Source organism: Celeribacter halophilus, assembly GCF_018860305.1.
Taxonomy (GTDB): domain Bacteria; phylum Pseudomonadota; class Alphaproteobacteria; order Rhodobacterales; family Rhodobacteraceae; genus Celeribacter; species Celeribacter halophilus_A.
The window spans coordinates 40,324-52,960 of record NZ_JAHKPE010000009.1; the positions used below are offsets into that span (position 1 = coordinate 40,324).

The window sequence follows — 12,637 nt, forward strand, 5'->3', positions numbered from 1 at the left end:
GTAACCGATGGAACTACCATTCCCCATCGCTGAACCAGATGAAGCGGCCCTTGAAAAGGGCCGCTTGCTGTTTGCTGGCGAAACCGAATTTCTCAAAGGCGTCGTCGCTATGGACGGCATGCCCCCCGCCGACCGGTTGGAAGTCTGCTTTGCCGGCCGCTCGAACGTCGGGAAATCCTCCCTGATCAACGCGCTCACCGGTCGCAAGGCTCTGGCGCGGGCCTCGAACACGCCGGGCCGGACACAGGAGATCAACTTTTTCACCTGTGCAGACAGCCACTATCTGGTCGACCTTCCCGGCTACGGCTTTGCCAAAGCCCCTGTCAAAACAGTCGAGAAATGGCAGCGCTTGCTCAAAGCCTACCTGTCGGGCCGCGCCACCTTGCGCCGCGCCTTCGTCCTGATCGACAGCCGGCACGGCGTGAAAGACGTTGACGAAGAGATCATGACGCGCCTCGACAAGTCCGCCGTGACTTTTCAGGTCGTGCTGACCAAGGCCGACAAGGTCAAGGAACAGGAACGCGAAAAAGTCATCGCACAAGTTCGCCAAGCGGTCTCCAAACACCCCGCCGCCTACCCTGAGCTGATTGTCACCTCATCGGAAAAAGGCTGGGGCGTCGATGTGTTACGCGCGGTGATCGCCACACTCGTCTGAAACCGCACCCGCAAACCTGTCTCTCACGTTTGCGGGTGGTTCTGGCGAAAGCGATGATGTCGCAAGTCTGCTTGGCGACACGCGCGGAACCCTGTATTGAGGATCAAACCTCGTCTGGAATTCCGAACATGAAGAAGCAAGACATGAACAGAGACTGGATCGCGACCGCCCGTACCCTATCCCAAGCGCTGCCCTATTTGCAGCGATATGAGGGGGCGACCGTCGTGATCAAGCTCGGCGGGCACGCCATGGGATCGGATGAAGCCATGGAAAGTTTTGCCCGCGACGTGGTGCTGATGCAGCAGGTCGGCGTGAAACCCGTGGTCGTCCATGGCGGCGGCCCCATGATCAACAAGATGCTCGAACAACTCGGGATCGAGAGCAGTTTCGTGAACGGCAAACGCGTGACCGACAAGGCCACCGTTGAAGTGGTCGAGATGGTGCTCTCCGGTCTTGTGAACAAACGCATTGTGCAGGCCATCAATTCTCAGGGTGGCCGCGCCATCGGGATTTCCGGCAAGGATGCCAATCTGATGGTCTGTGAACAGGCCGACCCCGCGCTCGGCTTTGTCGGCACGCCGGTGGCGATGGATCCGTCGATTGTCCACGAGCTTGGCGAAGAAAACCTGATTCCGGTGATTGCCCCCGTGGGTGCGGGACGTGACGGAGAGACCTTTAACGTGAATGGCGACACGGCGGCTGGTGCCATTGCAGGAGCGCTCCACGCGGATCGGCTTTTGCTTTTGACCGATGTCTCCGGCGTGAAAGACGCCAATGGCGAGGTGCTCACCTATCTGTCGTCGCAGCAGATCAAGGACTTGACCGAAGCGGGCGTTATCGCGGGCGGTATGATCCCCAAAACCCAGACCGCGCTGGATGCGCTACGCGACGGGGTGCGGGCCGTGGTCATCCTTGACGGGCGCGCCCCCAATGCCTGCCTTCTGGAACTTTACACCGAACATGGGGCCGGCTCGCTCATCCGCGACACGAAACCACGTGTGAAACCCGCAGCAAAAGCAGTCTGATGCCCCGCCTGATCCTGATGCACCATGCCAAATCGGGATGGGACGATCCACGTCTGGACGATATTGACCGCCCACTTAATGCGCCCGGCCTGCGCAATGCGGTGACAATGGGCACTTGGTTGAAAGCCAAGGGGTATGTCCCCGATCAGGTGCTTCTCTCCTCATCAACGCGCACCCGAGAGACTTTGGAACGCGTGGGACTGGGCCTGTGTCCGAACACGACCGTATTAGACGCGCTCTACCTCGCCTCCGAACATCGCATTCTGAGTGCATTGAAAAAGGCCACAGGTGACTGTGTGCTGCTGATCGCGCACAATCCCGGCATTGGGGAATTTGCAGCGGATTTCGCCTCCCACCCGCCGCCTCATCCTGATTTCCTACGCTACCCGACGGCGGCCACCGCCGTTTTCGAGCTGAAGGCGGACAACTGGGCGCAGGCGCGGTTCGGGGAAAACGAGGTGATTGACTTTGCCACCCCGCGAGAACTTGAAGCGGAAACATGAAAAAAGGCGCCCCGAGAGGCGCCTTTGTCTTTAAGAGCGTGGCGTTCAGTGCCCGAGAATTTGCGAGAGGAACAATTTGGTCCGCTCGGATTTCGGGTTGTTGAAGAACTCTTCCGGCTCGTTCTGCTCGACGATCTGACCTTGGTCCATAAAGATCACGCGGTTGGCGACCTGTCGGGCAAAGCCCATTTCGTGGGTCACACACAGCATGGTCATCCCCTCTTCCGCCAGTTCGATCATGGTGTCGAGCACCTCCTTGATCATCTCCGGATCAAGTGCGGAGGTCGGCTCGTCGAAGAGCATGATGCGCGGCTGCATACAGAGCGAACGCGCGATGGCCACACGCTGTTGCTGGCCGCCGGACAGCATGCCGGGGTATTTATCCGCCTGCTCGGGGATTTTCACCTTTTCGAGGAAATGCATCGCCAGTTCCTCGGCCTCCCGTTTCGGCGTCTTGCGCACCCACATCGGCGCAAGGGTGCAGTTCTCCAGAATGGTCAAATGCGGGAACAGGTTGAAGTGCTGAAAGCACATGCCCACTTCCGAGCGGATCTTGTCGATGTTTTTAAGGTCCGAAGTCAATTCGGTCCCATCGACAATGATCTTGCCCTTCTGGTGTTCTTCGAGCCGGTTGATACAGCGGATCATGGTGGATTTGCCGGAGCCGGACGGCCCCGCAATCACGATCCGCTCGCCCCGGTTCACGGTGAGGTTGATGTCACGGAGAACGTGGAATTCTCCATACCATTTGTTCATGTTCGTGATCTGGATCGCCACCTCGTCGGAGACGGTCAGTTTCGAACGGTCGATAGCGCGGTCTTGTGCGAGAGACATTTCCGGTCTCCTTTCTTAACGATGGTCGGTGCGGAGCTTGCGCTCCAGCCACTGAGAATAGCGGGACATGGCGAAACAGCAGATCCAGAAGACGAGGCCGATAAAGATGAACAGCTCCCAATAGATACCGTTCCAGGCCGAGTTGGCCCGGATGGCGTTCGAGAGGCCCAGCATGTCGTAGATGCCGATGAACATCACCAGTGTCGTGTCTTTGAACAAGCCGATGAACGTGTTCACGATGCCCGGAATGGAGATCTTGAGCGCCTGCGGCATGATGACCAGACGTTGTGCTTTCCAGTAATCGAGGCCCAAGGCGTCGGCGGCCTCATATTGCCCTTTCGGGAGCGCCGCGAGGCCGCCACGGATCACCTCGGCCATATAGGCGGAGGAGAAGAGCGTCACCATGATGATCACCCGCAAGGTCAGGTCAAACGCCGTGCCTGGAGGCAGGAAGTAGTTCAACAGAAGCGATGCCGTGAACAGCAGGGTAATGAGCGGCACGCCACGAATGAACTCGATGAACCCGACGCAAATGGTTTTGACCACAAACAGATCCGACTGACGCCCCAGAGCCAGAACGATACCGATAGGCAGAGAGAGCGCGATGCCGGAGATGCCGATGATCACACAGATCATAAACCCGCCAAGATCGCGGCTCTGGACCTCTTGGAGATGCCCGAAGGGCAGGACCGCATTGAGCCCGTCAACCACAGAGGGGCTGATAAAGAGCCACCAGATCGCGGCGACCACCACAGCGGCAATGGCAGAGAGCGCCATAGAGCCATAACGGTCCACAATTTTGAAGGCCATCCCACCGAGGACAAAACCGGCCGCAACCGAAATCACACCCCAGAGCGTACCGCCCCAGACCAGCCACACGAGCAGGAAGGGAAACGCCATCGTCAGGTAGAGCATCTTGCGCGGGATTTTGTCGAACAGGACGGGAGCCAGAGAGGCCAGCATCAGGAAAAAGGCAAGATTCGCGCGCCAATATTCCGTTTCGGGGTAGAACCCGTAGAGCAACTGGTTCCAGCGCTCCGTAATCACGGCCCAGCAGGCGTAATGGGTGTTGCCAAAGCGTTCGTTGAGAACCGCGCGGCATTCTTCCAGAGAGCTTGCGTCCCAAACACCCCCCAGAAGCCACGGCAAAGTGGCGGCGGCGACTTTGTAGATCACGAAAATCGAGACCAGTGTCAGGATAGAGTTGAACCATCCGGAGAACAGGTTTTCCCGCACCCAGCGGGTAAACCCGACTTGAGAGCGCGGCGCAGGTTGCTGTTCCAGAATCTCTTTGCGCACATAGGAGAGGGACTTTGTCGTGCTCATCTCAGCGCTCCTTCAGCTTCACGGATTTGTTGTACACGTTCATACCCGAAGAGATGAAAAGGCTTACGATCAAATAGATCAGCATCATCAGGAGCATACATTCCAACTCGCGCCCCGTGGTGTTGAGGGTCGTCCCCCCCAAGGTCGAGCGCAGGTCCATATAGCCAACGGCCAGTGCCAGCGAAGAGTTCTTGGTCAGGTTCAGATATTGCGAGATCAGCGGCGGAATGATGACGCGCAGCGCCTGCGGCAGGATCACGAGGTTCATCGTCCGTGACGGACGCAGCCCGAGCGCGAAGGCGGCTTCGGTCTGGCCTTTGGAAATCGCCAGAATACCGGACCGCACGATCTCCGCGATGAAGGAGCCAGTATAGAAACTCAGGGCCAACCACAGCGCCAGCATCGAGTTGCGCATATGCAGCCCGCCGGAAAAGTTGAACCCCTTGAGTTCCGGATAGGACAGGGTCACAGGCCGGCCCATCAGGAAATAGACCAACACGGTCGGCACAAAGAAAATCGCCAGTTTGATCCAGAAACTCGGAAGGATGTCTCCGGTCGCTTCAAAACGGCGCTTGGCATATTTCCCGAACGCCCAGATGCCGAGCAGCGACAGCAGGAAGGTGATGACAACAAACACCGAGCCTTCGCCCCAGATCGGAGAGGGCACATAGGTGCCGCGATTGGTCACAGCCACACTGTCCCAGAGCCACATGGACGCCGATGGCGTCTCCCCGCGGAATGCACGCGGGGTCGGCAGTGCTTCGGACAAGACCGCCATGAAGGCGAGAATCCACAAAAGCACCGGAATATTGCGGAAGCTCTCGACATAGAATGTCATGATCTTCGCGGTCAGCCAGTTCTTCGACAGGCGCAAAACGCCCGCAATCACCCCGATGATCGTGGCAAGAATACAGCCGAGAAACGCGATCAAAAGCGTGTTGAGCAGCCCCACCAAAGTCGCCCGCCAATGCGGGTCGTCAGAGCTATAGGGGATGATTTTCTGGTTGATGTCATAAGCTGCACGGTTGAACAGGAAACCGAAATCGATGTCCTTGCCCAACGCCGAGAGGTTGATGATCGTGTTACGAATGAGAAATGCCGCGATCAACATGAATGCAATCATGGCGATCACCTGAATGGTAATGGCACGATAGCGCGTATCATAGATCAGCTGGCTAAGCCGAAAACCTTGGTCTTCCGGCGAGTCTGTCGCTGTCGTCATGAGTGACGGTCCCCTGTTTGCCCAGAATAAGCCCTACCACCGCCCGGGTTGGCCCCGTTCGCGTGTTAGATGGTCTTGATGTGAATAAGGCTAAAAGGCGAAAGGCGCGGAGTGTTCCGCGCCCTTCACTTGACTTGGTCTTAGCGGAAGGGCGGCGAATAGATCAGGCCGCCTTCGGTCCACTGAGCGTTCAGACCACGAGCCAGACCCACCGGAGTGTTCTCGCCAATGTTCTTCTCGAAGCTTTCGCCGTAGTTGCCGACTTGGGTCAGAATGTTCAGAGCCCAGTCATTGTCGAGGCCGAGCATCGCGCCCAGTTCACCTTCAACACCCAGAAGACGGTTGATTTCCGGGTTGTCTGTGCCGCTGGCCAGTTCGGCCGCATTGGCAGAGGTCACGCCGTATTCTTCAGCCGCGATCATCGCGTTCAAAGACCAGCGCACAACGTCGCCCCAATTGTCGTCGCCATGACGCACGAGCGGGCCGAGCGGCTCTTTGGAGATGATTTCCGGCAGAACAACATAGTCGTCCGGTGTCTCGAAAGAGGCACGCGATGCGGCCAGAGCGGATGCGTCGGTGGTGTAAACGTCACAAGCACCGGCAAGGAACTGCGTCTGTGCTTCGGTGAAGCTTTCAACCGGAACCGGTTCGTAATCCATGTTGTTCACACGGAAATAGTCGGCAAGGTTCAGCTCGGTCGTGGTGCCGGTTTCGATACACACGGTTGCGCCGCCAAGTTCTTTCGCGGAAGAAACGCCGAGATCTTTCGGCACCATGAAGCCCTGACCGTCATAGTAGTTGACGCCAACAAAGGTGTTTTTCAGGTCAACGTCACGCGAGAACGTCCAGGTGGTGTTGCGGGCCAGCATGTCCACTTCGCCGGAAGCAAGCGCGGTAAAGCGCACGGCGGAGGTCAGCGGGGTGTATTCTACGGCTTCGGAATCCCCGAGCACAGCAGCGGCAACAGCGCGGCAGACATCCACGTCAAAGCCGACAAACTTGCCATTTGCATCCGGCGCAGCAAAGCCGGGCGTGCCTGGGTTGACGCCACATTTGAGAACGCCGCGCTCTTTAACAGCTGCGAGCGTAGACGAATCCTGAGCCATCGCCGTACCGGCAGCGAGACCTGCCAGCGTCAGCGCGCCAAGAAATACGGATTTTTTCATATTTACCTCTTCCTGATAGTGCGCCGTTGACGGCGCTTCTTTCCGACCCTTCCCTAGGAGCCGGGGGCGATATCGAATTGAGCAATTGCCCCTTCAATGAGCTTAGTTTGGGAGGATTCATTCCAAAACGTCAAGGCCATGATCACAATTACGCATGGGAACTCATCATTTGATCAAATAGAATGCATTTATGCGCGGCTTTTGTTCGGCCGAAAACGCGCAGCGCCTCTTAATTGACCACTCGGTAAAATCGGGCTGCCTGAACAAAGCTCTGACGCTTGATCTCTGCGGCTTCGGCGGCTTCTTCGTCCTCGCCCCATTGCTCGATCTGATAGGTTTCATCCACGCGGGACAGGATCCATGCCGTATCGGGGTCCAGATGCTCTTCTGTCACCGCAAAACCGAGAATCAGTGACCCCGACAAGGTGACCAGATCGTGAAAGGCCGCCAGCTCAAAGGCGGTAAAATCATGGGTCTTTTGCCGCAGAACCGACAGCGCGTCCTCGGATTGCGGCGCATGAAGAATACCCGTCCGCGGCTCCAGACGTGCCCCCAAGGCCGTTTCCGCCCAGTCGAGAACCGGATCCCAATGCTCGTTTTGCCGCAACACGAGTTCCTGCGGATGCTCGGCGCGGTAGCACAAAAGGTCGCTGTCGCCGTATTCCGCGAGCATATCGGCCACTTCGCCGTGCTGGATCATGACCTTGTCGATCGCGGCATTGGCGCCACGGGTTGCAGGCATGGTGTTCGGGTCGATCACATCCACTTGCGCCTCCCATTCCGAGGCAACCATCTCTGCCAGCGCCTTGGTCGGCAGAATCAGCGGCGATTTGGCAGGTGTCCGCACGGGCCGACCGTCGAGATGGACTTCAAACCCCGTCTGCGGCCCCTCCTGCACCTCAGTGACCTTGGTCTCTTTCCAGAATCTCTTTGCTGCCCACTCCGCCACGTCTCAATCCTTCCAAATCTCGTCCAGCGCCGCATCAAGTTGGTCGAAGCGGTCCAGCACAGTCCGCGCTCCGGCACTCAACAGCGCCTCCTGCCCGTGATAGCCCCAGCGCACGCCAATCGATGGCACCTGTGCGGCACGGGCCATTTCCATATCAAAGGTCGTATCTCCGATCACCACTGCATCTTGCGCAGAAACGCCGCAATCCATCAGACAGGTCATCACCATCGACGGGTGCGGCTTTGACGGGTGATCATCGGCGCTTTGCGTGGACATGAAGAGGTCGGCAAAATCCCAACCCGCCATCAAAGCGGTCAGCCCCCGCCGGCTTTTCCCTGTGGCAATCGCCAACATCACATCGTCACGCGCGCCCAACCGGCGCACGGTGTCTTCCGCACCGGCATAAAGCGGCGAGGCCGCCGCCCCCTGTGCCATGCGGAGATGTTGGAACGTGGCTTTATAAGCGTCGATCATGCGTCCGAGCGTGGTCTCATCCACCTCCGGCGCCAGTTCCCGCATCGCCAGCGGCAGGGACAGGCCAACAATCGAGAGAACCGTCTCGCGCTCCGGCATCGGCACATCTGCCTCGGCAAAGGCCGCCGCCATCGACGCGATGATATGCGCCTGACTGTCCACCAGCGTTCCGTCCACGTCAAAAATGACGAGTTTCATCCGCGCAGCTCCTTGAACGGATCGTCCGCCGCAAGGTCTTCGGTCCAGCCGAACGTGTCCCAACTGTGCGCCATGTGATCCGGCAGGGGGGCGGTCACCGTGACCACCTTGCGCGTCACAGGATGCTCAAAGGTCAGGCTACGCGCATGCAGGTGTAGCTTCTTCGAGATGATGCCCCCCAGTTGCGCGCCCCAACCGTCACCGAGGTTTTCCTGCCCCGAGCCGCCGTATTTCCCATCACCGATGATCGGATGCCCGATCTCCGCCATATGCGCGCGCAGCTGGTGCGTGCGGCCCGTGATCGGCTCCATCGCCACCCAAGAGGCCCGCGACCCGACACGGTAGAGCGTGGCATAAAGCGTATGCGCCCGCTTCGCGCCCTCGGTTGCATTGATGTCGCGCGGATGGACGGCAATCATCTTTTCGCCCTCGCCGCTCTTGCCGCGCCCGCGCGCTTTGACGAGACCATATTTGACCTCGCCCAGATAGGGCACAGGCACACCGGCGACGAGCGCCCAGTAGATCTTGCGCGTGTTCTTGTGACGGAAGGCCTCGGTGAGCTTCGACGCCATCGCAGGGGTCCGCGCCAGCGCCAGAACGCCGGAGGTGTCCTTGTCCAGCCGATGCACAAGACGCGGCTTTTCGTCATATTCGCCGCGCAGCGCCTCCGACAGACCATCCACATGGCGGGTCTGTTTCGAGCCGCCTTGGGTCGGCAGCCCCGCAGGCTTGTTGATCACGATGATATGGTCGTCCTGATACAGCACCGCATCGCGCATCATCTTCGCATCAGACGCGGTGATAATCATATCCCGCTTGGGCTTGGGCGCGTTTTCATCAGGCAGCGGCGGCACACGGATTTCCATGCCCGGCCCAACCCGCGTGTTGGATTTCGCCCGCGCACCGTCGACACGGATCTCGCCCTTGCGGCACATCTTTTCGATGTTGCCCTGCGTCAGTTGCGGAAACATTTTGCGGAACCAGCGATCAAGGCGCTGCTCCGGCTGGTCGTCGCCAATGGTGATCATCTGAACCCGGCTCATGCGTAAAAACTCCGTGCGGAATAAAGGCCGAGGGCGATACCGCCGAGGGCAAGAATTAGTGTTCCAATAACATAGACGCTCGCGAGACCATACTCGCCACGTTCAAAAATTGTCATCGCGTCGAGGGAAAACGCCGAATAGGTCGTGAACCCGCCCAACATGCCCGTCATCAGAAGAGGCGCGAATTTGTTGCCGTTCTCATGGGCCAGCACCACCACGACCACACCCATCAGGAAAGAGCCGAGGAAGTTCACCGTCAGCGTCCCCCACGGGAAATCCTTGCCCAACAGCCGCGCCATAGCGTTGCCAGTCAAATAGCGGGCCGTCGCACCAAGCGCGCCGCCCAGAGCAACCTGTAACAAGGGGGTCATATCCGTCTCTCCATTTCGCGTCCTGCCATGCGGGTCGGGGTCCAAAATGTCAAGTTTTGCCGGAGGTCTTGCGGCTTTCACGCAGTTTGTCGAAATAGGCGACACGTTTCGACAGGTCGCGCTCGAAACCGCGCTCCACCGGCTTGTAAAACTGCGTGCGCGGCAGGGTGTCTGGGAAGAAGTTCTGGCCCGAAAACGCATCCTCGGCATCATGATCATAGGCATAGCCCGCGCCATAGCCTTGCTCCGACATGAGCTTGGTCGGCGCATTCAGGATGTGTTTGGGCGGCGGCTCCGAGCCGGTTTTGCGTGCGGCCTCGCGAGAGGCTTTGAAGGCCGTGTAGACCGCGTTGGATTTCGGCGCGAGCGCCAGATAGACCACCGCCTGCGCCAAGGCCAGTTCCCCTTCGGGAGAGCCCAGACGTTCATAGGTTTCCCACGCATGAAGCGCGATTGTATGGGCTTGCGGGTCCGCAAGCTGGATGTCCTCGACCGCCATGCGCAACAGGCGGCGGGCCAGATAGCGCGGATCTTCGCCGCCCTCCAGCATCCGGTTGAACCAGTAAAGTGCCGCATCAGGATCGGATCCGCGCACGGATTTATGCAGCGCGGATATGAGGTTGTAATGCTCGTCCCCCGACTTGTCGTATTTCGCCGCCCGTCGCATCAGACGCTTGCCAAGCTGCTCCGCTTCTAGAGGCGCCGACACTTTCCACGCCGCGATCTGTTCGATCAGGTTCAAAAGCGTGCGCCCGTCTCCATCCGCCATCTCGAACAGCGCGGATCGGGCGCTTTCGGTCAGTGGCAGGTCCTTGCCAAGTTCACCTTCTGCACGGCGGGCCAGATCGTCCAGATCCTCATGTGACAGGCGGGTGAGCACCATGACCTGCGAGCGCGACAGGACAGCGGCGTTCAGTTCGAAAGAGGGGTTCTCCGTCGTCGCCCCGACCAACAGGATGGTGCCGTCTTCCATATGCGGCAGGAAACTGTCCTGCTGGGCTTTGTTGAAACGATGGATTTCGTCCACAAACAAGAGCGTCCCCTGCCCGTTCGCGCGCCGTATCTTTGCGGCCTCGAACACTTTGCGCAGTTCCGGCACGCCGGAGAAAATTGCGGAGATTTGTACGAAATGCAGATCGGTCTCATCCGCCAGAAGCCGCGCAATGGTGGTCTTTCCCACACCGGGCGGCCCCCAGAAAATGATGGAGGACAAAGACCCTGACGCCAGCATCACACCCAGAGGCGCATCGGGGCCAAGCACCTGCGTCTGACCGATCACCTCGGAAAGATGTTTCGGGCGCAAACGGTCCGCCAGAGGACGGTGCGCCATGCTCGGTTCCGTGACGGGATCATCTTTTGAAAACAGGTCAGCCATAGGCCGCAGACTACGCCGAGCACCGCCCATAAGGAAGGGGTCGGATGCGAAAGAACCGCGTTTTACAGACCTCTGCACGCCTCTGTATGACCCGTTGGCGACAGGCGGACGTATTTGGTGCTACACGGAGAGAGGTGCGCCTATAACAGCCTGATTTCGATGGCTTTCTGAATGGCCTCCGAAGTCGTGCGGGCCATGAGACGTTCACGCGCGGAGACGAGGCGGGCCTTGAGCGCGCTTTCGGAAATTCCCAGCTTGGCGGCAGCGGCGGCATGGCGGTCCCCGCCCGCAATACAGCGAAGCGCCTGAATTTGCGCCTGTGTCAAATCGGCTTTCGGCTCCGATATCTGATGCAGCGTGCGCACGACCGTGGCGATTTTATCAATCTCCTGATCGGCAAACTCACGATCCGAACGCGCACATCCGACAATAGATCGCGACTGGATCGCGCCACAGGACACGGCCACCCCGAAGTTCAGGCCGAAATCGGCCGCCTCCCGCCATATATCAAAGGGATCAGGCAACGCGATCTCGCTCCACCTCACAGCCCCTTCGCAACTCAGGCCCCAAGCAATCAAGGGATCACGCAAGGCATAGGCATTGGTCGCGTAATGATCGAGCCACTTGGGATCATAGGTCGACTCCGCCACAAGTGGTCCTGCGAAACGGATGTGCAGTCCGACCGAATAACCGGCAGGCGACATCGCTCTCAACTGAGCAAACTGACGATTAAGTTCCGTAGTGTCTGACATCCAGAAAATTCATTCTTCCGCAAAAGAGGCATCAACCTACAGGCGATCATAGCCCATAAAATTACACCAGAATATCAATTTCGGAAAATCACATTAGAGCAACCGGATAAAAATACCACAAATATCTCTATATCTGAATTATACTCAATGAATACAGAAGGTTGCCCCAACACGTCGCGTCGGAAAAACCTCAAAATAAAAGATGGAAATCCCATCTGTTACAAAGAAAAAAGCCCCGCTGAGCGGGGCTTTCACATAGATCAGACGGAAGCTCTTAGTCTTCTTCGGCCATTGCAGCGTCTTCGGCTTCGAGGCGAGCTTTGTCAGCAGCACCTTTCGCAGCCGGATCGCGGTCAACCAGTTCGATGATCGCCATCGGCGCCATGTCACCATAACGGAAACCGGCTTTGAGAACGCGGGTGTAACCACCGTTGCGCTCAGCGTAACGCGGGCCAAGGATTTCAAAGAGTTTCGCAACGTCTTTGTCTTGTTTCAGCTGGGCAGCAGCCTGACGACGGGCGTGAAGATCGCCACGTTTTCCAAGGGTGATCAGCTTGTCCATGATGCGCTTGAGCTCTTTGGCTTTGGGCAGCGTGGTTTTGATTTGTTCGTGCTCAATGAGCGAGCCAGCCATGTTGGAGAACATCGCTTTGCGGTGTTCGTGGGTCCGGTTCAGGCGGCGGTAACCTTTAGCATGACGCATTTTCTATCTCCTATAGCGTGTTTTGCTTTGTCTGGCAGCCG

Annotated in this window: 14 protein-coding genes; 3 read left to right on the forward strand and 11 right to left on the reverse strand. The window is 58.3% G+C overall.

Annotated features, from left to right (window positions below):
- Window positions 1-7: 7 nt before the first annotated feature.
- From yihA to KO492_RS00990, 3 genes are all read left to right on the forward strand, one after another.
- Window positions 8-655 carry a ribosome biogenesis GTP-binding protein YihA/YsxC gene (gene yihA / locus KO492_RS00980; RefSeq protein ID WP_216043263.1) on the forward strand — a complete coding sequence of 216 codons (648 nt, stop codon included), beginning with the start codon at window positions 8-10 and terminating at the stop codon, window positions 653-655.
- 128 nt (window positions 656-783) lie between these two features.
- The gene (gene argB, locus KO492_RS00985) at window positions 784-1,680 is read left to right on the forward strand and encodes an acetylglutamate kinase (RefSeq protein ID WP_216043264.1); all 897 of its coding nucleotides are present in this window, start codon (window positions 784-786) and stop codon (window positions 1,678-1,680) included.
- Entirely contained in the window at window positions 1,680-2,183 is a 504-nt protein-coding gene (locus tag KO492_RS00990; RefSeq protein ID WP_252735165.1) for a SixA phosphatase family protein, read from the forward strand. Before argB ends, KO492_RS00990 begins: the two co-directional genes overlap by 1 nt.
- A gap of 45 nt (window positions 2,184-2,228) precedes the next feature.
- Here KO492_RS00990 and KO492_RS00995 read toward each other — a convergent pair whose 3' ends face one another.
- From KO492_RS00995 to rplQ, 11 genes are all read right to left on the reverse strand, one after another.
- Complete coding sequence (locus tag KO492_RS00995; protein ID WP_066598988.1) at window positions 2,229-3,017, reverse strand: amino acid ABC transporter ATP-binding protein; 789 nt, start codon at window positions 3,015-3,017, stop codon at window positions 2,229-2,231.
- Window positions 3,018-3,032: 15 nt separating this feature from the next.
- Complete coding sequence (locus tag KO492_RS01000) at window positions 3,033-4,343, reverse strand: amino acid ABC transporter permease (protein ID WP_216043265.1); 1,311 nt, start codon at window positions 4,341-4,343, stop codon at window positions 3,033-3,035.
- Between the two features lies 1 nt (window position 4,344).
- Window positions 4,345-5,565 (reverse strand): amino acid ABC transporter permease, encoded by a 1,221-nt coding sequence (locus KO492_RS01005; RefSeq protein WP_216043266.1) that lies wholly within the window; start codon window positions 5,563-5,565, stop codon window positions 4,345-4,347.
- Window positions 5,566-5,705: 140 nt separating this feature from the next.
- Window positions 5,706-6,731, reverse strand: a complete 1,026-nt coding sequence (locus KO492_RS01010; RefSeq protein WP_216043267.1) for an amino acid ABC transporter substrate-binding protein — start codon at window positions 6,729-6,731, stop codon at window positions 5,706-5,708.
- A gap of 229 nt (window positions 6,732-6,960) precedes the next feature.
- Entirely contained in the window at window positions 6,961-7,680 is a 720-nt protein-coding gene (locus KO492_RS01015) for an ATP12 family chaperone protein (RefSeq protein WP_216043268.1), read from the reverse strand.
- A 3-nt stretch (window positions 7,681-7,683) separates the two neighbouring features.
- Entirely contained in the window at window positions 7,684-8,352 is a 669-nt protein-coding gene (locus tag KO492_RS01020; RefSeq protein WP_216043269.1) for an HAD-IA family hydrolase, read from the reverse strand.
- Window positions 8,349-9,395 carry an RluA family pseudouridine synthase gene (locus KO492_RS01025; RefSeq protein ID WP_216043270.1) on the reverse strand — a complete coding sequence of 349 codons (1,047 nt, stop codon included), beginning with the start codon at window positions 9,393-9,395 and terminating at the stop codon, window positions 8,349-8,351. Before KO492_RS01025 ends, KO492_RS01020 begins: the two co-directional genes overlap by 4 nt.
- A complete protein-coding gene (gene crcB, locus KO492_RS01030; protein ID WP_216043271.1) occupies window positions 9,392-9,766 on the reverse strand; it encodes a fluoride efflux transporter CrcB in 375 nt (124 codons plus the stop codon). The genes KO492_RS01025 and crcB overlap by 4 nt, the downstream gene beginning before the upstream one ends.
- 49 nt (window positions 9,767-9,815) lie before the next feature.
- On the reverse strand, window positions 9,816-11,141 hold the full coding sequence (locus KO492_RS01035) for a replication-associated recombination protein A (protein ID WP_216043272.1): 1,326 nt from the start codon (window positions 11,139-11,141) through the stop codon (window positions 9,816-9,818).
- A 140-nt stretch (window positions 11,142-11,281) separates the two neighbouring features.
- On the reverse strand, window positions 11,282-11,893 hold the full coding sequence (locus KO492_RS01040) for an autoinducer binding domain-containing protein (protein ID WP_216043273.1): 612 nt from the start codon (window positions 11,891-11,893) through the stop codon (window positions 11,282-11,284).
- A 274-nt stretch (window positions 11,894-12,167) separates the two neighbouring features.
- Window positions 12,168-12,596 (reverse strand): 50S ribosomal protein L17, encoded by a 429-nt coding sequence (gene rplQ / locus KO492_RS01045; RefSeq protein ID WP_066598961.1) that lies wholly within the window; start codon window positions 12,594-12,596, stop codon window positions 12,168-12,170.
- Between the last annotated feature and the right edge of the window lie 41 nt (window positions 12,597-12,637).